16 protein-coding genes are annotated in these 24647 nt (G+C 54.7%); 7 read left to right on the top strand and 9 right to left on the bottom strand.

The window, feature by feature from the left end:
* Nucleotides 1-34: 34 nt before the first annotated feature.
* The 4 genes from rpsR to JO972_RS06900 form a co-directional block, all read right to left on the bottom strand.
* Nucleotides 35-286: a 30S ribosomal protein S18 gene (rpsR, locus tag JO972_RS06915; RefSeq protein WP_343221548.1), complete on the bottom strand. Its 252-nt coding sequence runs from the start codon at nt 284-286 to the stop codon at nt 35-37.
* A gap of 37 nt (nt 287-323) precedes the next feature.
* Nucleotides 324-497, bottom strand: coding sequence for a 50S ribosomal protein L33 (gene rpmG / locus JO972_RS06910; protein WP_309489287.1), 174 nt, complete (start codon nt 495-497; stop codon nt 324-326).
* Nucleotides 498-665: 168 nt separating this feature from the next.
* Nucleotides 666-1415, bottom strand: a complete 750-nt coding sequence (locus tag JO972_RS16825; RefSeq protein WP_309489286.1) for a TraR/DksA family transcriptional regulator — start codon at nt 1413-1415, stop codon at nt 666-668.
* A gap of 178 nt (nt 1416-1593) precedes the next feature.
* Nucleotides 1594-2562 carry a thioredoxin fold domain-containing protein gene (locus JO972_RS06900; RefSeq protein ID WP_309489285.1) on the bottom strand — a complete coding sequence of 323 codons (969 nt, stop codon included), beginning with the start codon at nt 2560-2562 and terminating at the stop codon, nt 1594-1596.
* A gap of 133 nt (nt 2563-2695) precedes the next feature.
* On the opposite strand from JO972_RS06900, the gene JO972_RS06895 reads away from it, so the two are divergent.
* Nucleotides 2696-3268 carry a YqgE/AlgH family protein gene (locus JO972_RS06895; RefSeq protein ID WP_309489284.1) on the top strand — a complete coding sequence of 191 codons (573 nt, stop codon included), beginning with the start codon at nt 2696-2698 and terminating at the stop codon, nt 3266-3268.
* A gap of 18 nt (nt 3269-3286) precedes the next feature.
* Here the strand turns inward: JO972_RS06895 and JO972_RS06890 are convergent, their stop codons facing one another.
* The 3 genes from JO972_RS06890 to JO972_RS06880 form a co-directional block, all read right to left on the bottom strand.
* Nucleotides 3287-4792: a TrkH family potassium uptake protein gene (locus tag JO972_RS06890; RefSeq protein WP_309489283.1), complete on the bottom strand. Its 1506-nt coding sequence runs from the start codon at nt 4790-4792 to the stop codon at nt 3287-3289.
* 30 nt (nt 4793-4822) lie between these two features.
* Nucleotides 4823-6169, bottom strand: a complete 1347-nt coding sequence (gene trkA / locus JO972_RS06885) for a Trk system potassium transporter TrkA (protein ID WP_309489282.1) — start codon at nt 6167-6169, stop codon at nt 4823-4825.
* 214 nt (nt 6170-6383) lie between these two features.
* A complete protein-coding gene (locus JO972_RS06880) occupies nt 6384-7136 on the bottom strand; it encodes a PEP-CTERM sorting domain-containing protein (RefSeq protein ID WP_309489281.1) in 753 nt (250 codons plus the stop codon).
* Nucleotides 7137-7677: 541 nt separating this feature from the next.
* On the opposite strand from JO972_RS06880, the gene JO972_RS06875 reads away from it, so the two are divergent.
* From JO972_RS06875 to JO972_RS06855, 5 genes are all read left to right on the top strand, one after another.
* Entirely contained in the window at nt 7678-8628 is a 951-nt protein-coding gene (locus JO972_RS06875; protein ID WP_309489280.1) for a LysR family transcriptional regulator, read from the top strand.
* A gap of 34 nt (nt 8629-8662) precedes the next feature.
* A complete protein-coding gene (locus tag JO972_RS06870) occupies nt 8663-9568 on the top strand; it encodes a LysR family transcriptional regulator (RefSeq protein WP_309489279.1) in 906 nt (301 codons plus the stop codon).
* Between the two features lie 76 nt (nt 9569-9644).
* Nucleotides 9645-10574, top strand: a complete 930-nt coding sequence (gene trxB, locus JO972_RS06865; RefSeq protein ID WP_309489278.1) for a thioredoxin-disulfide reductase — start codon at nt 9645-9647, stop codon at nt 10572-10574.
* Nucleotides 10575-10672: 98 nt separating this feature from the next.
* Nucleotides 10673-11509 carry a YdjY domain-containing protein gene (locus JO972_RS06860; RefSeq protein ID WP_309489277.1) on the top strand — a complete coding sequence of 279 codons (837 nt, stop codon included), beginning with the start codon at nt 10673-10675 and terminating at the stop codon, nt 11507-11509.
* Nucleotides 11510-11538: 29 nt separating this feature from the next.
* Nucleotides 11539-12696, top strand: coding sequence for a prenyltransferase/squalene oxidase repeat-containing protein (locus JO972_RS06855; RefSeq protein ID WP_309489276.1), 1158 nt, complete (start codon nt 11539-11541; stop codon nt 12694-12696).
* A gap of 47 nt (nt 12697-12743) precedes the next feature.
* Here JO972_RS06855 and JO972_RS06850 read toward each other — a convergent pair whose 3' ends face one another.
* Both JO972_RS06850 and JO972_RS06845 read right to left on the bottom strand, forming a co-directional pair.
* Nucleotides 12744-15023, bottom strand: a complete 2280-nt coding sequence (locus JO972_RS06850) for a serine/threonine protein kinase (RefSeq protein ID WP_309489275.1) — start codon at nt 15021-15023, stop codon at nt 12744-12746.
* A gap of 269 nt (nt 15024-15292) precedes the next feature.
* Nucleotides 15293-15973 (bottom strand): RNA polymerase sigma factor, encoded by a 681-nt coding sequence (locus JO972_RS06845; RefSeq protein ID WP_309489274.1) that lies wholly within the window; start codon nt 15971-15973, stop codon nt 15293-15295.
* Between the two features lie 809 nt (nt 15974-16782).
* Here JO972_RS06845 and JO972_RS06840 point away from each other — a divergent pair.
* Nucleotides 16783-24570 carry a hypothetical protein gene (locus JO972_RS06840; protein ID WP_309489273.1) on the top strand — a complete coding sequence of 2596 codons (7788 nt, stop codon included), beginning with the start codon at nt 16783-16785 and terminating at the stop codon, nt 24568-24570.
* Nucleotides 24571-24647: the final 77 nt, after the last annotated feature.

Here is a 24647-nt window from a genome sequence, read left to right as displayed (position 1 = left end):
AGGCTTGAAAAATGGTTGGCTCGATGGCCGAAAATTAACCAAGAAGGTTACAAGCACGTGCACGCTTGATCTCGCGAGTGATCTTGCGGTGAAGCTTGGCAGAAACACCAGTCACACGGCGAGGAAGAATCTTACCGGTTTCGGTGGTGAACTTCTTCAACAGATCCGCATTTTTGTAATCGATTTCAGCTTCTGGAATGTCATGACGGCGGTGCGGCATGGGGCGGTTAGCCTTCCAGAATGCGATACGGCGTTCCTTGTTCTTAGGAGTGGATATTGAGGACATGATATTTTAAGTGGTTGAGTGGCCAGACGACTGGAAACTAGCGGAGCTCGCGGTGCAGGGTGCGACGGCGAAGGAAAGGATTGTATTTCACTTTCTCCAGACGACCTGGGGTGTTGAGGCTCTTTTTGTTACGAGTGGAAGTGTAGCGTGAAGTGGGCTTTCCTTCAGCCTTGGCTTCCGTGCATTCGAGGATGATGATGTCGCGTGCCATGATCTTGTTAAGGTGTTAAATTCGGGTGATAAATCGGTGTTTCGAGAAACTGGGTCTCCGGATGAAAGTCCGGACGGGAGGCGCAAACTACGCATTTCCGCCTGTTGGTCAAGCAGAGAATCTTTCGTTTTCGCTTTTTTTTCGTGATTCGGGAGGCTGGCGGTGCTTTTAGCGCATGGCTCCGTTCGAGAATCCAAACTCACCTTTTCCTGAGTGATGGCGACCGTTGTGGCCTTTCTCCCATTCTTCCTGGCACCTGACGGTGTAACGGGCAAATGGGATCGCTTCCAGGCGTTCGTTCGGGATTCTTTCGCCAGACATCTCACAGATGCCGTAGACGCCACGCTCAGCGCGCTCGATCGCTTGTTCGATCTCACTCAGTGAGTCCTGCTCCTTGGCGAGCAAGTTGAGGGCGAAATCGCGATCGTAGGCATCACTGCCCGCATCACCGGTGTGCATCCCCCCGCCTCCGGTCTCCATGCCGTCGGTATTTTTCAGGGTGTCAGTGGTGATGCCGTTCATGGCATCCATAATGCTGTCGCGCAGATCCAGCAGGCGCTGGTATTGCTTCTTGGCAAAACCGGTCAACTTCACCGGCTCTTTCGGTTGGGCTGGCTGCACTGGCTTTTTCGTCTCGGGCTTCACGGCCGCAGCTTTCTTCGCCTTGGCTGGTGATTTTTTGACCTCCTTTTTAGCGGCTGTCTTCTTGGCTGCTTTTTTGGCGGTGGTCTTTTTCTTCTCGACCTTTTTGGCCACTGCTTTTTTAGCTGGCGCTTTTTTCGCCGTTTTCTTGGCGGCCTTTTTCACCACCGTCTTTTTGGCGGCCGTCTTTTTTACTGCTTTTTTAGGCGCAGCTTTTGTGGATTTTTTTGCAGCGCGTTTGACTGTTTTCTTCGCAGTTTTTTTCTTAGCGGCCATAACGGTGGTTCGTAAATAGGATGGTAAATGAGGGTTAATGGAATGCCCTGATTCTCTATTGAACGTTTCTCTAGCAAAGAACAACTAAATGAAAGGGCGGCAATGGCTAATCGCTTTCTTTTGTGACTGCAAGCGAATTTTTCCAAGAAATCACTTGTAAATGATTGCCAGCCAAGCGCTAACGGCGACGTCGTGCATCGTGTTGCAGCTTCTTCTCCATAATCCACTGCTGATCTGCATCGGAGAGCTTGTTGATGGTCGTTGAGCCTCGGTTACCATCGGGATCAACCAAGGTAACTCGCCCAGCATTAAAGCGATAGAGCTTGGCGAAGGTTTTACGCCCTTGTCGGTTAGTCCACAGTCGGTAGCCCCGTTTTTCATACTTTTCTCGCCACTGACCGTAATCGCGTTCTGCCTGATCCACGGCACTTTTAATCCTTCCCCAGTAGTAATCGGGAGTTCCTTTTTTATAGCCACGGAATTGCCCCACCACCGCACCGCTGGGCGAGAGCACCAAAACGGTAGGATGCCCCAAAACTTTGTAGCGACTCTTCAAGGACTCGATGTATTTCTTTTTCTGTGTCCATTCGTCCTCCCCGGCTCGCACGCCTCGGATGACATTATCCACGCGCAACCTCACGATCTTTTTTGACGCCCAGCCATCGAAGCCGGTGTTAGAAAACAACTCACCACTCAGTGCCTTGCAGAGAGGACTCCGGGCGGAGTCCGTGAACCAGATGAGAAGCGGTTTTCCTGACTCTCTGGAAAACCGCATCGCCTCGGTATAGCTGACGTTCCACGAGGTATTCTCAGGCTGTTTCCAGAGTTGTTCGAATCCCCCCCCCATGGGCGCATCCGGATCTTCCGGCGCCCAGTAAATATCCTCTTCAGCGGTGATGCCTGTGATATTGGAACTGACGCTGGCGGTGACCGTGCCGGATGCAGCCACACCTCCGACTCCAGCAATGCGCCCACCGGCACGCTGATAGGCTTCCATCCCGGTCAATGGCTTTTCGCCACCGGCATCACCACTCTCCTTCTTTCCCCCCATCATCTCTCCAATGCTGCCGCAGGACGATAGCGACAACACCCCGCCAGCCACCAAGCTCGACGTCTGAAAAAGAGAGAGAACACGTTTCCAATCCATGCGCCCATGGTGATAATTCTGGCTCGAATTAGCAACACGGAAAATTTCTCACTCAACAAAGACGGCTCACGATAAAAAAGGTAGCTCTAGACTTGGCAGCGACATCGTTTCCAGTGTTTGATATCTGGTAGCTATGCAGAATTCACCGGACTCACCCATCCACCTTGAAGGGCAGCTGTTGATTGCTGACCCTTCCTTACGTGAAGGCATTTTCAACAAAAGCGTCATCCTGCTCGCAGAACACAGCGGTGAGCAAGGGGCATACGGGCTGATTCTCAATCACCCAACGGGACAAACCGTGGGTGATTTGCTTAACTCCGAGGAATTCAGCGTGCTCAGCCACATCCCAGTGCACCTCGGAGGCCCGGTGGGACAAGAGCACCTGACATTCGTCGCGTTTTGGATCGATTCCACGAACCCCGACCCCATGCAGCAGCTGCGTTTTGCCACCCGAATTTCAGCTCAAGATGCCATTACTCGCACTCAACAACCCGGCACTCTGGTGCGTGCCTTCACCGGCTATTCAGGGTGGACCGAAGGACAGCTGGAAAATGAACTCCGCCACCAGTCGTGGATTCCCACACTCCCCAGCGCCGATCTGCTCGCCCACCGGCATGAGAAAAACCTCTGGGGTGAACTGCTGAGGAACATTTCCCCCTACCACCAAATCCTGGCCGAGGCGCCAGACGACATTTATTCCAACTGAGCTTCGACGGACCGCGACTTAGTAGTGCTTCCAAAGCGACGGAACAAAGAGCACAAGCAAAGCGTAGAGTTCGAGTCGACCCAAGATCATCAGCAAGGCGAGAAACACCTGAGTCGCAGGCATCAGATGACCAAAGTTCGAGCTTGGCCCGACCTCACCAAAACCCGGTCCGATATTGGAAAGGGTGGCAATCACCGCGCCGAAGGCACTCATCATGTCCATGCCATTGCCGACTTCCAGCAAGGCAACCAGCAAGCAAGAAACCACCAGAATAAAGGTATAGAGCGCCATAAAAAGCAGCGTCTGCGAGCGCTCACCGGCATCAAGCGGATTGCCATTCACATGCATCCGGAAGACCTGGTTCGGCCTGAAGGCTTTGACAATTTCAAAGCGCGCAGTTTTCAGAAAGACGATCAGTCGGCTCACCTTGATGCCACCTGCCGTGGAGCCGGAACAGCCCCCCAAGAGCATCAACATCGCAATGATCACCATCACATAGCCGGGCCACAGCGTGTAATCGACGGTGCCGAAGCCGGTGGTCGATACAATCGAGGTCACCGTGAACCAGCACTGCCGCAGCGCGGTGGCAAAAGGAATCCCCTGAGACTCCGCCACACCAAAAGCCATCAACAGGGTCGAGCCGAGACAGATCAAGATAAAGAACCTCCCCTCCTCTTCGTTTCTCAACCGCTTCCAACGCTTACGCATCAGCACTACCCAAACGAGGAAACTGATACTGCAAATCACCATGAACAGGCTGAGCCAGAATTCGATCAACCAGCCATTTCCCCAATTCGAATAATACCCGACACTTTCGTTGTGTGGACTGAAACCGCCGGTTGAGACCACCGTGAATGCGTGGGAGATGGCATTGTAGCTGGTCAGCCCCATCGCCTTCAGCCCGATCGCACAGATCGCCGTGATGCAGACATAGACCTTCCAGAGAATCAACGCGGTGTCGCGGATCCGGGCGGTGGACACTTCACCGGTCTGGAAGGACGACTCGTTGCGAAACAGCGACTTCGAACCCATGCCGAGGTAGGAAAGAATCGCCACAAAGAGCACCAGAATCCCCATACCGCCCAGCCACTGAGTCACCGAGCGCCACATCAAAATCCCCCGCGGCCACGAAGCGATGTTGAGAGCTTCATTGGGATCGCCCGACAGCACCGAGGAGCCGGTGGTTGAAAATCCGGAGGCCGATTCGAAAAAGGCCGGAGCCCAGTGCAATCGGGGTTCTCCCAGAACATAAGGAAGACTGCCGGCAAAGGCGCAGAGAATCCAACCCAAACCCACCACCACGATGCCTTCACGGCGCGGTATGCGGTCGATTTTTCCAATCCCACAGACCATCAGCAGAATACCACCGAGAGCCACGACGGCAGCCGAGAGAAACAAGGAGTCGCGCGCCACCTCGTCACCAGCCACGGTATCGAACCAGGCAAAGGCACCACACGCGGCCATCGCCAAGCTTTCCAATAACAACAAGGCACCGAGGAATTTGGCAAGAATGCGAAAGTTCATAATTCAGAGGTCAGGGAATCAGGCGCCCGATCAGCGCACCAGCTTGAGAAACTTCTTCCGCACCTTGGGTGCGACCATGGCGTAGATGGTATCGCCCGGGCGCAGCACGTCTTCCGGACCGGGAACGATCGCGTGCAATCCACGCATTCGAGCCACCAGCACGCAACCTTCCGGCCATTCGATTTCGGATACCATATGCTCCGCCGCGAGGGATGCACTGGCCACCTGGGTCTCCAGCACCTCGCCGGCACCCAGTTTTTTCACCGTGTGGAATTTATCGGAGGTCAGGAATCGCTCCAGCTCGCGGCGAGTTGCCTCACGCGGGCTGACCGCCGCCAGCACCCCAAAGTGTCGACCACTGGCACTGATCGCCTGCGCATAGTCGGCGCGGTGGATCAGCGTCAGGCAGCTCTTGGTGCCGAGGTTGTTCGCCTGCAGACAGGTCATTACATTATCCTCATCAGTGCCGCCGGTGGCGACAAAGAAATCCGCGTCGCCCACCTGCTCTTCTTCAAGCTCGGAAAGCACCGTGCCATCGGTATTGATCACCGTGGTATTAGCTAGCAGGCCGGTAAGTTCCTGCGCTCGAACGGGATCTTTTTCAAAAATTCGCACCTTGCAATGAAAGCTTTCCAGCATTTGTGCCAGGCAATATCCATACTCCCCGCCACCGAAGATCACCACTCTCAGGGCATCTTCCTTGCCAGCGCCCTTCTGCAGGCGCAGCGCCAGCTTGCGAAGTTTGTTCGGATCGCCAAAAATGGTCACCACATCGCCTGCAGCGAGGGCGTCTTCTGCCGACGGCACAAAGTGCTCGCCGCCCCGGGTGATCGATGCCACCCGAGTGCGCTCGGGTGCTTTCAGATCGACCAAGCGCTTCCCCACGGCATCACTGCGCTCGCCCACACGAATCTGTTGGAGCTCGATGCGACCGCGCGCAATTTCCTCAACAATCAGCGAGTCCGGGTTGCGGATGAACTTCGACAACTCGATGGCACTGAGACGCTCCGAGCTGAAAATGTGATCGATCCCAAAATGCCCGCGGTAATCAAACAGCCACTCCTCACGCTGGAGGCCGGGGTGCACCCGCGCAATCACTTTGGCAGCGTCCAATTTCTTCGCCATCGAGGCACACATCAGGTTCACTGTGCTATCGCTGGTGAGAGCAAGAAAAAGATCACACTCCGCCACGCCCGCCTCAACCAATAAGGAGGCACTTGCCCCGCTACCGGTCAACACACGGGCATCGATCTGCTGCTCCAGCTCGGTGGCCACTTGGGCTGCCGATTCGATCACCACAATGCTGTGCGCCTCTTTCGATAGAGAAACCGCCAGATGCCGGCCAATTTCCCCTGCTCCTACAATAATAATATTCATAGATTCAGCCAGACGGCCGCGCCGCCCTTCTGCCATCGTGAACCCGAAATGGCAAGAACCGATCGGGCGCCAAGGGGAGTGACAAGCTTGACCCTTTCATTTCGCCTCTTCCACCAATGAATTGAGGCGTAACCGAAGTTACGCCTCATTGAGAAGTCAGCCAGAGCTGACCGGCAACTGCATTAACGAAGAACGCGTTTTTGCAGCATCCGTATTATGAGCTTTTTCTCCTTCTGTAACCCAACATCATTCCTCCTGCGACGATCGAGAACAGCGAACTGGATGGCTCGGGCACTGGATTGGTGCGCTCGATAGATAGATCGGAAAATACCACCGAGCTTCCCAGTGCATTGGCCACGGTGTCCGTGCGCAGCTCAATGTAGAGATCCTCATCTCCAAAATCTGCCCCGTCGAAATTAAACGTCCCTGTATCGGTTCCTCCAAACAAACCGACAAGATCGAGAATACCCAATAAACCTGTGCCTGTGCTTGTGTCCACTAACACGGTATCGGTAACGCCGTCGGTATGCCCGATTTCAATGTCAATATCAGCTAACAAATTAACAGTCCCTGATTGGGACTTCGTGATGGAGAAACTGTATTCTCCGTCACTGGTTAATTGCGTATTGGAAAACACCCTCCTGGCATCGACATCAGTCGCCGCAGTGAGCACCGAACCTATCCCCACATTACTCCCGTTCGAAATCGTAAAGCTTCCATCACCAGGCATGTCCGCGGCAACATAATACAGGAGTCCAACCCCGATTTCAACAGACGTATCCCAACCGTCACCCAATACGCCAGTCTCCGTGGCATTAACCCCAACAACAGCCGTGGCCTCCACCGGCCCGGGGGCCGAACCTGGCCCTGAGTAACTAAAGACATCGTCGACGACGACTTGCGAGTAACAAGGAAGTGTCAGCGCGGCGGACACTCCAGTTAACAGGTATAAGTGTTTTGTTTTCATAATCATGTAAGGTTGTTTGAAATGTAAGGTTGTTTGAATTTTCATTATTCACACACTTACATTCTCATACGCTTCACATACTTTTACCATCAAGAGGTCATGACATTATACTAATCAAACCATTCACTGTTAGACAGTCACTCACATTATCCAGCCATATATTAAAAGCCTGCTAGATATGCATCAATAGCAGAAAAAACTATGCCAACTCGACATCTAATCAAAAGTAAAACCCCTAGGAACAAGGCCACGATATTCGACAAGCTACGACCACGCATGCGCGAGGTCAGCATGAGGCCCTATGTTTCCATCATTCACGCCACCCAAAAAAGCACTCATATTAATGGGTGGATAAGTTTTGCGATTACCTATTTTACCTGTAATCAAACGAACAGGGCCACTCAACAAACAAGATAACATACTGATATTGAAACATCTAAATATCCAACAAGCAGTAGACAGTCACCTTTCTCACAGACGATCTAACTTTCTATTTGAAGCAACCACACCTCAAGGTGTATAAGTTGCGTTAGTATTTAATTTGTGTGGATTTTTCACTATTTCTGCAAATCAACTTTTTAACTTTGCCTCTCTTCAGATAGAAAAAACATTCCAAGTGTCAGCAAAAAACAAACACCAGTTAGACCTCGTTGATCTAGAACGGTTACTCAATTTAGACCGAGCAGCGTCCTACACCGAAGCGGCTTACCGCAGCCAAATTACGGAATCTCATCTTCGGCGTTTGATTCGCAAGATGGAAAACGTCGCTGGCTTCAAACTCATCGAGCGCAAGCGCAATCAAACACTTGGATTAACCAGCAAAGCTCAGGCATGGATTCAGTCGTTTCGCCCACTTCACCAGTCACTCACGAGCTTGAGTCAAACGATCTCTAACGTGAGACGGATTAATAGCCATCAACATATTGGAATCACTCCTTACTTGGCATTCTCTCAGCATCTATGGGCAAGTCTGCAGGGTAACGGCACTCCGCACCAATCTCACACGCATATCTTCCGAATGTCCGCAGGGTTCGATAAAGTTCTGAAACAAGAATGTGTGGGCTGCATCAGCCTAGCCCCTGCCCAGCAAGACACCTTGGAATCACACATTCTAGGTCATGAGCGAATTTATTGCTATCGGGTGAAACCTGAAACCTCTGCTGAAAAGCCGGCGCCAAATGCTGATGTTGTTCTCCAGCATCCTCTAAGCCCCAGGCAAGCAACATCCATCCTCGATAGTTCTCGCGACACCTCTAGCGCTGACTATTCCTTTACCTATGTGGCTAATGTCACAGAGGCCTTATACTATGCTTCCAGCAGAAATGCCTTATTTCCTTCCATTTTATTAAAACCAGAAATCGTCCCAAAGAACTTGGAACCTTACCCACTCGGCAACCACGTAAACCTCCCCATTTATCTAACGACACTCCGTGGTGCCGACCACGCGCAAATACTCTCCGACCTAACAGCCAAAATATCACCAGCCGCATAAGCCTTATCACCAAAAGACTCAGACAACGCACTCGATGAATCTTTCTCTCAAACAATTACAGCATTTCACCCAAATCGCCGAACATCAAAACATCTCTTCAGCCGCTAGCACCCTCGGCGTTACCCAGCCAGCTCTGTCACTCTCATTGAAAAAAATCGAGAAAGACCTCGATATTCAACTATTTCACCGAACAGAAGGTCGGGTGGTTCTCAATGAAGTAGGTCAATTACTGCAGCCCAAAATCAAGCAACTCCTTCGTTCCTACGAATCAGTTCTCGATACTGCAGAAACGATCGGCTCGAACCACCCACCAAGTTGCTCAGTTTTCCTACCCTCATGCCCGTGGACGTATGATCTACGCATTCGCTTAGCCAAAGATCCAGCTTACCAACTGGCTCTCCCAACCGAGGAGACTTGGGGCGATACGCTCTCCCCAGCCGAACATGATGCAAAACTGATCTGTGAATATACGCCAAAGATCCCCAAGGCAGGCTATAAGCATCATCTGATTCACCAAATAAAAGGCCTCTGCGCAGTCTTCAACCCCGATTTTGAAGAATCCGAAACCACCGCCCCTACAGACACACTCCCTCCCCATGCCGAGATCGTCATCCCCTGCGATACATGCATACCAGGAACCAGGCAGATTCTGCAAAGTGAAGCGGCTGAGAAGGTGGGACTGACTCATCGTGTGGTGCGCGATCTGGCATGCTACGATCAGATCGTAGCCTCCTGTCTGAACCCCATGACCATTGGACTACTCTCCGGACAGGCATCTGTCTGGAGGAAGCACTACGGAGACTGTCTGAAGTTTGTCGATATCGATGCATTCAAAGATCTTGAACTCACCACCTCTCTAGTTTGCGCAAATCACCTAGATCCGCAAATCGTCCATGAACTGGTGAATATAAGTCGTAACAGCCTTGCTCAGATAGGATAAGCGAAGCGCGCGGCTTAAACCTCTTGCGCCGCGAAACTTTACGGGCATAATCCCGCGCATTCATCCTCTAAGCAATATGGAAAACGTCATCATCATTGGAACCGGCCCTGCCGGATACACCGCCGCCATCTACACAGCCCGCGCCGACCTCGCCCCTCTCATCATCACTGGCACCCAGCCTGGAGGCCAGCTCACCACCACTACCGAGGTGGAGAACTTCCCAGGATTCCCCAAAGGAATCACCGGTCCTGAGCTGATGGTTCAGATGCAGCAGCAGGCTGAACGCTTCGGCACTCGAGTTGAGTTCGGTCAGATTGAGTCGGTGGTCAAAGAAGACGACGGCACCTTCACGCTCAAAGCAGGAGAGAAAACTTACCAATCCCGCGCGGTCATCGTCTGCTCCGGCGCATCCGCCCGCTACCTTGGTCTCCCCGGGGAAAAAGAACTGACCGTCGGCGGCCACGGCCTGACAGCCTGTGCCACCTGTGATGGTGCCTTCTACCGCGACGTGCCCGTTTGTGTGGTCGGCGGTGGCGACTCCGCTTGTGAAGAAGCCACCTTCCTCACTAAGTTCGCCAGCAAGGTTTACCTCATCGTCCGCCGCGACGAGCTCCGCGCATCCAAGATCATGGCCCAGCGCGCGCTCGAGCACGAAAAAATCGAGATCATCTGGAACTCCGGCATCAAGCAGTATCTCACCAATGAAAAAGGAGACATCCGCGCCGTCGAACTGGCCGATACTCAGAATGGCGAGACCTCGGAACTCGAAGTCGAAGGCGTGTTCATGGCCATCGGCCACACACCGAACAGCGGCTTCCTCAACGGTTTGGTCGAGACTGATGAAAACGGTTACATTTTACAAAAACAAGGCACCCGCACCAGCGTGGAAGGCATTTACGCCGCCGGCGACATCTCGGACACCGAGTATCGTCAGGCGATCACCGCCGCCGGTCAAGGTTGCGCCGCCGCCATCGAGGTAGAGCGCTGGCTTGCTGAGCAGGAGTAATCTCCTGCGGCGGAGTCTTGGCCGGTCGCCTATCCCGGCAAAAAAAATCACAAAAAACCTAAGATAATTTCTTGGGAAGAGTTTAAGCTATTACATCCATGCAGCGCGCCACCAAGCATCACCGGCCGACTCCGCCATTTCCAACACCCGCACGCCCCTCGCTCACTCGCAGCACGGGGCTGGCAGCGGTGGCGGGACTGTTCCTCACTGCCGCCGCATCGGCAGATCCGGCAAGCGCGCCTGAGGTCGCGACGACCGAAAACCCCTCGAATTCCCCTGCCCCCAAGGAGCAGCAGGACGCCAAACCCTTGGTCAAGAAACTGGAAAACGGTGACTACCAAATTGGCAAAATCATCTTCAATAGGGACAAACGCAGCATCACCATTCCTGCGAAAACTAATATCACCCACCAAGACACCTTTCTCGAGTATCTGCTGGTGCATTTTAATGGGGAGAAAGTGCACGAAGCCCTGCTGGTCACCGAGGCGGCGCCCACAAACTTGAACATCGCCCTCAAACTTCTGAACTACAAGGAGTCGCCCGAGCTCTTCCGCGTGGCCAAGGAAGACGGCACCCCCAGCGATGAATACCCGGAAGTTCCCGAGTCGATCCGTCAAGCCGCGCGCTTCAGCATCGATATCACCTGGAAAGACAAGGGCGTGGAAAGAACCCGCCCGATCACCCACTGGCTGGAACACAGCGGAACCAAAAAACATATGCCCGACACCGCTTGGGTCTATAACGGCTCCTACGTTCACAATCAAAAGTTCAAAGCCCAGCTCTCCGGGAGCATGGTAACCATCTTCCCGGACCCCGGTGCCATTGCCAACTACCCAGGCGATGATCGCGATGACGACACCATCTGGGTGCCCGGTGCGAAAGTTCCGCGTGAAGGCACCGACGTCCGCCTAACCATCAAACCTTGGAAAAAATAATCCTCCATTCACTTCGAACCACTCAACCGATGAAGACGCTAGCCACTATTCTCACTCTCGCCTCCGTGCTGCCCCTGAGCGCACAGAGCAACCAACCGAATCCACACACCTCGATCAAGCTCGAGATGAAACGCGCCATCGAGCGCGGCAATGCTTATCTCAAAAGCAAACAACACGAAGACGGATATTGGGGTGAAAGCAAATACCCGGCGTTCACGGCCCTCGCAGTCACAGCAGCCATGCGCTCGCCATCCTACGAGAAATCCGAGCACATCGAGAAAGCCTACAAGTGGATTCTCAGCAATCAGCACGCGGACGGTGGTATTTATGTCAAAGGACTGGCGACCTACAACACAGCAACTTCACTCACCGCACTGGTGGCTGCCGGCAAAAAGGAATACCATCCCGCCATCCTTCAAGCCCGCCGTTTCCTGATTAACCAACAGACCGATTGGGACACCAAAGGAGAGACCGACAACGTCTTCGACGGCGGCATCGGCTACGGCGGATCCTACCCGCACTCCGATCTCTCCAACACCCACCTCGCCATCGAGGCCCTGCGCCTTTCGCGCAGCATCGCTCAGGACGAAGCCAACGGTAAGCAGCCTGAACTGAACTGGGACGCCGCCATCACCTTCATTTCCCGCACCCAGAACCTGAAGGAAACCAGCGACGTCGAAGGAATCTCTGACGACGGCTCGTTCAACTACTACCCGGGCGACTCCAAGGCAGTGGAAAAAAATGTCAACCCGGATGGCACCAAGACCCTGCGTGGATACGGATCCATGTCTTACGCCGGCCTGCTCTCCATGATCTACGCCGATCTCGATGCCAGCGACCCCCGCGTAGCCGCTGCCAAACAATGGTTGTCTGAAAACTACACCGTGAAAGAAAACCCCGGATTGGCCACCAAAGACGACCCCTCACTCGGTCAGCAAGGGCTTTACTACTACTACCAAACTATGGCCAAGGCGCTCTCCGCCGCCAATCTCGACAACTTGGAACTCAAGGATGGCGAGAAAGCCGACTGGCGCACTGACCTTGCCAACCAACTGCTCAAACGCCAACGCGAAGACGGCTCATGGATCAACGCAGAGAACTCCCGCTGGTGGGAAAACGATGCTATTCTGGTCACCTGCTACGCCGTGCTTTCCTTGGAACAGATCTACCACTCCATCCCGGAGTGATCAGGTAACAAGCACATACTCATTGCGCCACGCAGATACAAAAGAGCCTACTCCAGGCCCAAGCGCTGCAACTCTTCTCGCAGGACATTTAGATCCCATCGGTAAAGACAACAGTCCGCAGTAATGGCCATGGCCTTGCGTTTCTGCTCGTCCACATAGAAGTCCAAGACCTCTGTATTATCCGGCACAGTCAAGGTCAGAGCGCCGATCTTGATTTTCCCATCATCCAGGGAAAAAGGAGACGGTTTTGTTCCTAGCTCCGAATCGCGAGCTGACTCAGCATCGCCTCCCGGCCAGATCTCCAGAGACATAGAGTCCTCCTCATGTTCGCGCTCGACCAGCCAGTCACCGTTCCCCAAGACATCTTTCACCCGTGCACGATCGATCCGGGCATTGCTTTGATGTTTTGTAAACTTCCCATTCTGAGCCACCTCTAGGATGGTCACATCAGCATCTGTTTCCACGAGTAGTCGCTGTCCCTCTAACCACTTCGTGTCAGAAAGCGTGTGTTCGCTGAAATCCCCGGGTTCATAATCCTTGAGCTTCTTCTCAAGGTCACAATTCCACAGCTGAATCCCAGAAGAGCCCATCGTCAGTAAAAATTGCCCACATTTAGAAAGCTTCCCACCAGTTCTTGGTAATTCCCTCTCACCCGGAATCTGTGGTTGCCATAGTGACAATCCGCACGGTGGCGACAAAGGACTAGCACTTTTAAAATTTCTCAAAAGTCGCTCACCGGTCACCCGATACAAGTCAGACACACCAAGGTCGTAATCGACACGAATTACATTGAAGTTTTTGGCAAATTGAATCGAATGAGGCGACTTTCTCAGAGGAATGAGTGCGCACTGCTTATCAAACTCCACATTGTGAATAATCAGCTCCATTTGCCCGCCACGAAGGTAGGCAAGCCGTTTCCCATCTTCTGATACAGCCGGAGCACAGCTCGAGGCCTCAGTCGTGGGCAATATCACATCAACTTCACGTCTCCCATCTGTCACACGTAGCCCTGCATCTCCAATGGTTACGGTGAAATCAGAGCCACGTTCGACCCATAAAATATCTGAACCTCCAGGGGCACCGATGTCCCAATGAGACAGCAGCGATACGGCTTCGGTGCGAATGGCTTCATTCTCGCCATAATCTCGAGCTGCTAACAGCATTTTTAACGCCTCATGCCGATACCCGGGCTTTCTGGCAAGGAGCATCACATGCGCACGATCGATCAATGATCGCTGATAGAGGCGGCTCCTCTCATCAATTACCGTATTGAGCTTCTCATCACTTTTTTTAAGTGATTGTTTACTATTCCAGATTAGGACCCCACCACCGACGGTCGTGACCAATACGAGGAGCGATAGCAGTGTGATAACAGGGCACTTCTTGACACACAGGCAAAGCTTTTCCACAAGGCTCAGAGGTTTAGCTTTTACAGGAATCCCCTTCTGCCAGCGACGCAGGTCGTCCACAAAATCGATCATCGAAGCATAACGATCTTCAGGGTTCTTCGCCAAAGCCTTGGCACAGACGGCCGCTAAATCCTTTGGAATATCAGGGCATAATTGACTCACACAGGGCAAATCACTATCAGCTAAATCTCGAAATAAAGCTTCAAGATTATCACAGCTCTCATGGGGACAGCTCCCGCTGAGACACTCGTAGAGCACGGCTCCCAAACTGTAGACGTCAGTCGCAATATTCCCGCCTAAATTCGTGCCATTTGCCATTTCAGGCGCCACATAATGCGGTGTTCCCACGAATGACTCCTTAGGGTTTAACTCTCGCTCTTGAGCCGATGCCATTTTTGCAACGCCAAAGTCCCCTACATAAATCGAGCCCTGGCTATCGAATAAGAGATTTCCCGGTTTCAGGTCTCTATGCAGAACACCGCGCTGATGGGCAAAATGAACTGCCTCACCAGCTGTAATGATCCACGCCACCGCCTGCCTCACATCTGGAGCTTGCCGATTCAACAATTCCTGAAGCGTTCCTCCATCAGCAAACTTCATAGCGATGAAACCAAGTCCATTCCATACACCCACCTGATAGACGGGCAAAATCCCCGCATGCTCAAGTTCTGCCATCGCTTGGCCCTCCACCCTAAACCTGTCTTTTACTATTTGGTCCGTGATAAAACGAGGCAGCATGACCTTCAAGGCCACCTCTCTTAAAGGACTTAATTGCTCTGCTAGATAAACAACAGCCATTCCTCCACGATCAATTTCGCGCAAGACTTGGTATCCTTCAGGAGATTGCAACCCCATATCGAGAGCATCACCAAATGCTTCCGCTATAAATATGTTCGAGGTGCCGTTTTCACTGACCATTTCCGATAATGTTAAGGGGGTAAAATTAAATACCGGTTAGATTTACTGACCAACTATCACTTAGTCAGTTAGATTTTTATTATCAATAAGGAATCTCGTTTGATAATCTGTCATAAAATTAAGAAGTTCTACATAAAAACGGTTTAGCTCGTGAATCTCAACGACGGACCAGCTTTCGCTAGACCATGTAAACAATGTTTAAAATAATGTTCTATAACGCTGGCTGCCTAGCTAGCTGTGAATTGAATAGATATGTTGAAGGGGAAATATCAGTGCATCATCACTTCTCGCAGAAAAGCGAGTTCTTCATCGACTTCGTGAGGTGCACCTACAGTTAGAGATATTTGTTCTCTCAGGTTTTCTCTGAGCCGTGAACGCAACCGTGAGACATGAGTTTTAGCTGCATTCTCACTTACTCCAAGGATCTGCCCTAATTCAACATAACTAAGCTCCTTGCCTTCTCCTGATAGAAAATATCTTGTCGCCTGCCATTTCTCCTCCCCTTTCTTTTCAATGATCTCCTTGGCCGTTTTCTCAATCGCGGCATCAAACAAAGTTTTTGCCCACGTCTTATCAAAGAGTAACTGGTCATCACGGAGCACAGCGGAATCATCTCTCAGCTCCACTCGCTCAAAGCTCCCTCCCCTTTTTTGAGCCATGAATTTCCGCATATCATCAACCAAAAAATCACGTAAAGCCTTAAGCAGGAAACTCCTAAATCGCCCCTTCTCTTGCGTAGCACGGCTCACAAAATCATCTTCAATGAGCTTCACGAAAAAGTCTTGCGTTAGATCTTCAACCCGACCGAACGGAACGCCTTTCGACTGAATTACGACGGAAACAGGTTTCCAATATCGATCAATGAAGGCTCCCATTGCTGTACGTTCTTCATCACCGCCATTCAGCGTCGCTTTGGAGATCGTTGCCCAGTTTGTAATCGGAAATACCATATTTTTCTATTTCGCAATCGACGAATTGATTTTTCAAATATTCACCACAAATAACTATCAGATACTAGAAAAATGCAGTTAGTCATGATTTATGGTAGATTCTTCGCCGTATTTCACACTTCATACAGGTATAGAAAAGTCACACTAAGACTAACTAATTCACATGTCTCACTGCTTCCTACCTAACTGATAAATACAAACCAAGTAATATTTTATCGAGTCATCGAATTCAAACATCGTTAGTTAACTACTCTTTACGATCCACTATAAATCACCACGCCCCCTGGGTAATATGGATTAGTGGGGCAATGTTGACACCATCTCTAACGCCCCACACTCCTGGATCTACGAGTTGGCAAGCAAGATACAAAGCGTCTCAGTCCCTACACACCTCAGGACCCATTCGTTCGATACCCTAGAGGCAGCTAGGCTAACAAAAAACATTGACCATCGAACCACCTTCAACCCAAGAGGGATAGCTAACCAAAGAACGCCTAACGATTTCACGCGGCCTGAGCTCTTGGTCATCTGGATTTCCCCCAACAGCAGCGCCCGGTTTTTCAGCTAACAGGATTTCAGCACCTTTCTGCTTAGCCCACTAACACCCAACCCACTTAAAATCAGCGCCCCTAACATTCATTGTTTTTTTTCGCACGAATTACGTAACCCCTGCTCAAAAAACACGGATCAACTAAAGGAGTTATCTCCATTTTAATACAAACGTTAGATAAACAGCATATTCGACACCAAATTGTCCGCCTAAAAAACAACAACGCAAACATCAATACACCCCACTAACTACCATCATTATGAAACCAAAAAAACCGACCATTAATATTAACTACTCCAAAACAGTGGCAGCCATTGTGGCTGCAACAGTTGGAGCATCTGCCACAGGACACGTAGGCGCAGCCTCTGACGGCGCAGACGGAGCCAACGGCATCGACACTGGCACACTCGGAGGAGCTCTTTCCTACACGGGTGCAGACGGTGGAGACGGCGACAACATCACCCTTATTTCGGAAACAGTCGCTGGTGCTGGAGGAATTGGCGGTGCAGGTGCCGTCATCAACTCCAATTTTGCAATTCCCATTTCCATGCCTCTCGCAGGAGGAAAAGGCGGCAATGGTGGTAACAACACTCTCGCAGGAAGCACCGCAGCAGCTGGTAACGGCGGCCAAGGCGGAGCAGGACTCGTGGTCAACGACTCTAATAACAGCAACCCAGAAATCGCATCTAGCAGCCCCATCTCAGGCGGCGCTGGCGGAATTGGTGGATCAAGCATCAATGGTGGTGCAGCAGGTGGCCAAGGCGGCGTAGGCGCAGCCATTGGTGATGACCTCGGCAGCGTAGATGCCAATGGCACAATCACCGGAGGCTATGTCAATAATGACACCATCGCTGGCGGAGCCGGCGGTACAGGCGGAGCAGGTGCTGATGGCGCCCAAGGTGCTACAGGCACTGCCGGCACGTCTAGTGCAGGTCTTTCCCAAGCTGCCAATGGCGCAGACGGCGTTGACGGCACCGATGGCGCGGCCGCTGGCCCTGCAGCCGTAGCTGGAGCAAATGGCACAGATGCCACCACCGGAACAGCCGGAACAGACGGAACCGCTGGCACAGCTGGTGCAGCAGGAACAGATACAGCCGGTGTGGCCGCTCCAGGAACGGACGGCACAGTGGGCACTGCAGGAGCAGCTCAAGCGCAAGCAGCAACAGGAGCTCAAGGAACCAATGGCACTGATGGCACTGACGCATCAGTCGTTTCTGCCGCAGGGAACGATGGCACAGTCGGAGCAAACGGCACCGATGGCGTCAATCCTGGCGACAATGGTGGTGACGCATCTGATGGCGCCGTAGACGCCCAAGCTGGTCAGGCGGGTCAAGCTGGCGGCAACGCCACACCCGGTCAAACAGGAATCACTGGTGATGCTGGCCTAGCTGGCAATGACGGTGGAACTGGCGTAGACGGAGGAATCGGTGCTACTGGCCTTATCGGAGGCACTGGACAAGATGGCACGAGCGCTACTACAGCCGGCACATCCGGCAGCGCTGGCACAGCAGCTACCAATGGCCAAAACGGCGGTGACGGCGCAAACGGTCTCAACGGCACAGCCGGAACAGATGCCACAGACGGCACAGCTGGACAATCAGGTGTCAATGGTGGCGCTGGAGGAGCAGGAGCCAATGGCGCTGACGGCGCTGACGGTGCCGCTGGTGGAACCGGTGGTTCAGGCATGACAATTGGTGATAATTCAGTAGTCACTAACAACGGATCAATTTCTGGTGGAGTCGGTGGTGACGGCGGTGCAGGAGGCACTGGCGGCCAAGGCGGCACTGGAGGAATCGGCGGTGATGGCCAGGACGGTCAAGCCGGCGGTGACGGCGGCATTGCTGGAAACGGCGGTGACGGTAGTGATGGACTCGACGGTGCCAATGGCGGCGACGGCGGCAACTCAGTAGCAGGAGCCGATGGAGGAAATGGTGCTGATGGAGGCGCTGGCGGCCAAGGCGGTCAGGGTCAAACTGGCGGCACCGGTGGAACCGGCGGCACTGGTGGCCTAGGTGGCACCGGCCAGACCGGTGGAATCGGCGGCCAAGGCGGAACCGGTGGAACCGGCGGTGACGGAATCGTCGGTGGAACTGGCGGCACAGGAGCTGCTGGCGGAAACGGCGGAACTGCTGTTGCAGGTGCTGCGGGTGCTAACGGCGCAGACGGTGCTGCTGTTGCAGACGGAGCTGCGGGCGCTGACGGTGCTGACGGTGCTGACGGTGCTAACGGCGCCGATGGTGCAGACGGCACTGACGGTGCACCGGTTGCCGATGGTGCTGATGCCGTAGAGCAAATCCAACCAGGCGCTGACGGTGCTGACGGTGGTGATGGCGGAACCGGCACAACAGGAGGCGATGGAGCCGACGGCACTGATGGAACATTTTTTAATAACGATGGCGTTGATGGCGCTAATGGCGCTGATGGTGCTGCAGTTGCAGCGGGCACTCCCGGCGAGGACGGTCAAAACGGCACAGATGCCACAGTCGCTGGTGAAGACGGTGAAGACGGAATCGATGGCGGTGACGCTGAAAGCGGCGAAGCTGGCGAAGCTGGCATTGACGGCGAAGCTGGCACTGACGGTGAAAACGGCACTGACGGCGAAGCCGGTGAAGATGGCGTTGTAGGCCAGAATGGCGGTAGCGGCGGCAACGGTGGCGATGGCCAAGTTGGCGCTGAAGGCGGCGCTGGTGGTGACGGCGGTGAAGGTGCCGATGGAGGCACCGGTGGAACTGGTGGTGTCGGTGGAACTGGTGGAACTGGTGGAACCGGCGGTATCGGTGGCACTGGTGGAACCGGTGGTATCGGTGGCACTGGTGGTAACGGTGGTGCTGGCTCTGCTGGTGGCGCTGGCGCATCAGCAGCTGCTGCTGGCAACGGAGGCAATGGTGGCTCCGGTGGCTACGGTGGCAATGGTGCCGCTGGAGGCAACGCTGGTAGTGGTGCTCAAGGTGGCGCTGCCGGTGACGGCGGCGTTGGCGGTGTAGCTGGTAACGGCGGCACTGGTGGCCTTGGCATGAACGGTGGCGACGGCGGCGTTGGCGTCGAAGTCGGTGAAAATTCTTATCTCCTTAACAATGCAGGCGCTACCATTGATGGTGGTGACGGTGGCGTAGGTGGCGTAGGTGGCGACGGCGGCGTCGGCGGAACTGGTGGCGCCGGTGGCGCTGGCGGTGACGGCGGTGACGGCGGCGATGGCCAGGACGGCGGAACCGGCGGCGACGGCGGTAATGCTGGCAATGGTGCCGCTGGCGGTATCGGCGGCGACGGTGCCGACGGCGGCGCTGGCGGTGACGGTGGCGCCGGTGGCGCTGGTGGAACCGGTGGCACCGGTGGCATCGGCGGAGTCGGCGGAGTCGGCGGCATCGGTGGTGACGGCGGCATCGGCGGTGACGGCGGTGAAGGTGGCATCGGTGGCACCGGGGGCGACGGCGGAGTCGGCGCTACTGGTGGAACCGGGGGAACTGGCGGTGCTGGTGGTCTCGGTGCTGATGGCGCCGACGGCGGTATCGGTGGTAACGGAGGAACCGGCTCAGACGGCGGTATCGGCGGTGATGCTGGTGCTGGCGGTGACGGCGGCGACGGCGGCGACGGCGGTGACGGCGGCGACGGCGGTGACGGCTCAGACGGCGGCGACGGCGGTGACGGCGCTACTGGTGGAACTGCCGGTAACGGTGGCGATGCTGGTGACGGCGGAATCGGTGGTGACGGCGGTGACGGCGGTGACGGCGGTGACGGCGGTTTTGGTAACAATTTCCCTGGCGGTGACGGCGGTGACGGCGGAACCGGCGGAACTGGCGGAACTGGCGGAACCGGTGGTGTAGCCGGTGACGGTGGCACTGGTGGTGCTGGTAGCGACGGCGGCGACGGTGGCGACGGCTCCGATGGTGGAGACGGCGGCGACGGCGGCGTTGGCGGTGACGCTGGTAACGGCGGTGATGCTGGCCTCGCTGGCGACGGCGGCATTGGTGGTGACGCAGGCAACGGCGGTGACGGCGGCGTTGGTGGTGACTCCGGAGACGGCGGTGACGGTGCCAATGGCGGTGTCGGCGGTGTTGGCGGCAACGGTGGAGCAGCCGGAAATGGCGGCTTCGGCGGTGTCGGCGGCGATGCTGGTGACGGCGGTGACGCTGGAATCGGCGGTGTCGGTGGCATCGGAGGAACTGGTGGAGTCGGCGGCACAGGCGGGATCGGTGGATTCGGCGGTGCTGGTGGTTCTGGTGGATCCGCAAGTAACGGTGGCAACGGCGGCAATGCTGGTGCTGGCGGCAACGGCGGTAACGCTGGAATCGGCGGCGACGCTGGTGATGCAGGAGCTGGTGGCGACGCCGGCAACGGTGCAGATGGAGCCAATGGCGGCATCGGAGGCATCGGAAACAATGGAGGCGACGGTGGCAACGGTGGAACCGGTGTTACTCTCGCTGACGGAGCAACTCTAATGAACGAAGGCACAGTCCGCGGCGGTAACGGTGCGGCAGGCGGAGCTGGCGGTGACGCTGGCGCAGCAGGCATTGGCGGTGACGCTGGTGACCAAGGTGCCGCTGGAACCGCTGGTTCTGCAGGAACAGGAGGTGTCTCGGGAACAGCTGGAACAGCTGGAACAGCTGGAACAGCTGGAACTGGCGGTGCTGCTGCAAGCGGTGGCGCTGCTGGAACTGGTGGTGCTGCTGGCGCAGTTGGTGCAGGCGGAACTGGCGGTGACGCCGGTGTCGGCGGCGCTGGTGGTGCCGCAGGAACAGCCGGAATCACGGGTGCTGGCGGTGCAGGCGGAACTGGCGGTGCTGCTGGAACTGGCGGTGCTGCTGGTGACGGCGGTGCTGGCGGTGCTGGTGGCGCAGCTGGAACAGCAGGAACCACCGCAGGAACTGGCGGTGCTGCTGGACTGGCTGGAGATGCTGGTGCCGGTGGTGCTGGTGGTGCAGGTGCACTTGGCGGAACTGCTGGTGAAGCTGGCGAAGGCGGAGACCTCGGCCTCCGCGGTGCTCGCGGTGCTCGCGGTCTCGGAGGAGCTGGCGGAGCTGGCGGAGCTGGCGGAACTGGCGGTGCCGCTGGTGAAGACGGCGCTTCTGCTGGTAACAATGGTGATGGAGGAACAACTGGAGCTGCTGGTGGTGGCCCCCAAGGAGGTTCTGGTGGAATTGGTGGCAGCGGTGGCACAGGCGGAGACGCTGGTGTAGGTGGCGCAGCTGGCACTGACGGTACTGATGGTGCTGATGGTGCGAATGGCACTGCTGGAACCCCTGGAGAGCTCGCTTCCCCTGGTGCTAACGGTGCTGACGGTAACCCCGGCATTGATGGCACTGATTCCGCTGCTGGAAACACTGGCGCAGCTGGTGCTGATGGAACCGACGGAACAGTTGGTGCTGACGGCAACCTCGGTTCCGATGGAAGCGCAGGCGCTACTGGTGCCCAGGGCGGAAACGGTGCAGCTGGTGCCGATGGCGTGACTCCTCAGGGAATCGGCGCAGCTGGTAACGCTGCTGGCTCCGGTAATGCCGCAGCTGATGGTGCTACTGGTGCCGATGGTTCCCAAGGAGCCACTGGTGCTCAAGGATCGCAACTCAGTGCCGGCGCTAATGGTTCCTCTGGAGCCGACAGCAATGCCGGTAATGATGGCCAAAGCGCAAGCGATGGAGTCGACGGCAGCGATGCCGCAGCTCCTGCTGGTGCTGATGGAGCCGCTGCTGCTGATGGCCTGGCTGGAACAGACGGTTCCGCTGGTTCAACTGGCACAGCTGGTTTGGCTGGCGGCATCGCCGGAGTTGGCGGAGTTGGTGGAGTCGCTGTCATTGGCAGTGGAAACACCAAGGTCATCAACAACGGCACTATCGCTGGTGGCCTTAACTGGAATGGAACCATCCAAGCTAACGCGATCGAATTCACCGGTGGTGGAAACGATCTCGAGATCTGGGCAGGATCCGATATCCAGGGCAACGTAATCGCAACTGGAGGCATCGATACCTTCGCCCTCGGCGGATCAGTCGATCACTCCTTCGATGTCACCGAACTTGGTTCCGGTAACCAATACGATGGATTCGATCTGTTTGAGAAACGTGGCACCAGCCTCTGGACTCTGACAAATACGACCACTGAACTAACACCATGGACGCTTCTCGGCGGAACCCTCTCGGTTTCTGAAGAAGGCAACCTTGGTGACCTGGCTGGCGGTATCACCTTCGATGGTGGTAACCTTCAGATCACGGGAACGGCATTCACTACTACCTCAAGAGATCTCAACATCCTTGACGGCGGTGGCGGAATTGACATCGATGATGCATCCAACACCTTCACCCTGAACCAAGCGATCACAGGATCAGCCACAGATGGCGGCCTCTGGAAACTTGGAGACGGAACATTGGTTCTCAATGCAGCAAACACCTACACCGGTATTACCTCCGTTCAGGAAGGCACACTGGTGCTCGGCGATGCTTCATGGCAGGGAGCTTCAGTGGCAGGTCACGGTTATGTGGCATCCGGAGCTACTCTTGCTGGTCACGGCTACGTGGCTGGAGACCTCTTCAACGATGGTGGAACGGTATCCCCAGGATACCTCACGGGCTACGGCTCACTCACAATCGGAGGTAACTACCAAGGCCAGAACGGTGCAGTGATCGCGATCAAACTCGATGGTTATAACTCTGGAGTTCTGACTGATCAGTTCATCACGCAAGGCTCAGCCAACTTGAGCGGAACTACTCTGCGCCTGGACAAGCAATACTACGCCCTCGGGTGTGGCGAGCAAGCCAGTGTCATCCAGACAGGCGGAGGAATCACCGGGGCTGTCGACCTGTTCGACATCTCCCAGTTCAGTGAGCTGATGCTGTTCGACAACGGCACCACCAATGGTTATGACGGTATCGTTTACGGCACCGGAGTGGACCAAGGTGAAGGCCTTGAAGACATCGACGGACTGGACTCCAACGAGCAAGCAATTGCAGGAGCCATTTCGGATGAAGTTCTCGACGGTAGCAATACAGTCGATGCTAACAACGCGTTTGGTGCTGCAGCCATCGAAATTGTTTCGGACTGCGGTAATGGAGACTTCCTGAGTTCCATCTCTCCAGAAGGTTACGCAGGAATGGCAGACTATGCGCAGCACGCGACTCGCACTTACACGAGATCCGCGCTGAACATGCCTGGCGTTATTGTTACTCCTGAACCTCCCGTTATTGATAGCGCGAAGGGCAGCGGAGCCAAAGGTGGAATGACTGAATATCATCCAGCACAGACAGTTAAAGAAACCACGATCTTCGCTGGCTTCATTAACTTCGATGCCGAAACCGATTCATCATCAGCTGGAGATTATTCTCTTGATGGTAGTGGAGCGATTGCCGGTCTTCGTCACCGTGTGAACAAAGTCACCCTCGGTGGGTTTATCGGAGTTGACTCCGGTGACATCGAAACGACTCACATTCACGCTGATGTGGACAGCCTGATGTTCGGAGCCTTCGCTTCTTACCATATCAATGATGAAACTAATACGTTTGTCACTGGTGGTATTACCTATGGCGACTTCGAGTATGATGGAACGCGCAGCAGTGCATTCAATGGCGTTTCTCAATTCCGCGGAGTTGATGGCGAGTCATTGGACATCTTCGTGGAGGCTCAAACTGATGTCTACCAGTCCAACAAGTTCCGCCTGACAACTACGTTTGGCCTGCATTACATCGACACTCAAGTGGATGGCTTCACCGAAACCGGTGGACTGCTTCCAATGACGATCGATAGCATGGACAACGAAGCGCTGCTCGCTGAGCTGGAACTTCACGCTGAATACAAGGTTACCGAACGTTTCCTCGTTAACGGAAGCATCGGTTACACTCATAACTTCATCGACGGTGGTCGCACTGTTGATGCTCAGTTCGTGGGTGGAGCTACCCCATTCAGTGTTGATTCCAACGGATTGAGTGATGATATCCTCAGCCTCGGCCTCGGTGCTACCTGGTATGCTACTGACTCCCTGAGCTTCAACGCTAACTACCGCGCTGAGTTCGGATCTGATCAGGAAACCAGCAATACATTCGGCCTCGGAGCCTCATTCAGTTTCTAGTCTCCCTAGACTAAAATTGGATTTCATCCAAGAGGGGCTGCGGCTATGTCTGCAGCCCCTCTTTTTCCATCTTATAG

This window comes from Oceaniferula flava (genome assembly GCF_016811075.1).
GTDB classification, from domain to species: Bacteria; Verrucomicrobiota; Verrucomicrobiia; order Verrucomicrobiales; family Akkermansiaceae; genus Oceaniferula; species Oceaniferula flava.
Note: the sequence above shows the minus strand (reverse complement) of the source record. Positions and strands in the feature narration are given on the sequence as shown.

Coding starts and splice junctions, on each gene's coding strand:
- rpsR (WP_343221548.1), bottom strand. CDS start 286: ATGTCCTCAATATCCACTCCTAAGAACAAGGAACGCCGTATCGCATTC.
- rpmG (WP_309489287.1), bottom strand. CDS start 497: ATGGCACGCGACATCATCATCCTCGAATGCACGGAAGCCAAGGCTGAA.
- JO972_RS16825 (WP_309489286.1), bottom strand. CDS start 1,415: ATGGCCGCTAAGAAAAAAACTGCGAAGAAAACAGTCAAACGCGCTGCA.
- JO972_RS06900 (WP_309489285.1), bottom strand. CDS start 2,562: ATGGATTGGAAACGTGTTCTCTCTCTTTTTCAGACGTCGAGCTTGGTG.
- JO972_RS06895 (WP_309489284.1), top strand. CDS start 2,696: ATGCAGAATTCACCGGACTCACCCATCCACCTTGAAGGGCAGCTGTTG.
- JO972_RS06890 (WP_309489283.1), bottom strand. CDS start 4,792: ATGAACTTTCGCATTCTTGCCAAATTCCTCGGTGCCTTGTTGTTATTG.
- trkA (WP_309489282.1), bottom strand. CDS start 6,169: ATGAATATTATTATTGTAGGAGCAGGGGAAATTGGCCGGCATCTGGCG.
- JO972_RS06880 (WP_309489281.1), bottom strand. CDS start 7,136: ATGAAAACAAAACACTTATACCTGTTAACTGGAGTGTCCGCCGCGCTG.
- JO972_RS06870 (WP_309489279.1), top strand. CDS start 8,663: ATGAATCTTTCTCTCAAACAATTACAGCATTTCACCCAAATCGCCGAA.
- trxB (WP_309489278.1), top strand. CDS start 9,645: ATGGAAAACGTCATCATCATTGGAACCGGCCCTGCCGGATACACCGCC.
- JO972_RS06860 (WP_309489277.1), top strand. CDS start 10,673: ATGCAGCGCGCCACCAAGCATCACCGGCCGACTCCGCCATTTCCAACA.
- JO972_RS06855 (WP_309489276.1), top strand. CDS start 11,539: ATGAAGACGCTAGCCACTATTCTCACTCTCGCCTCCGTGCTGCCCCTG.
- JO972_RS06850 (WP_309489275.1), bottom strand. CDS start 15,023: ATGGTCAGTGAAAACGGCACCTCGAACATATTTATAGCGGAAGCATTT.
- JO972_RS06845 (WP_309489274.1), bottom strand. CDS start 15,973: ATGGTATTTCCGATTACAAACTGGGCAACGATCTCCAAAGCGACGCTG.
- JO972_RS06840 (WP_309489273.1), top strand. CDS start 16,783: ATGAAACCAAAAAAACCGACCATTAATATTAACTACTCCAAAACAGTG.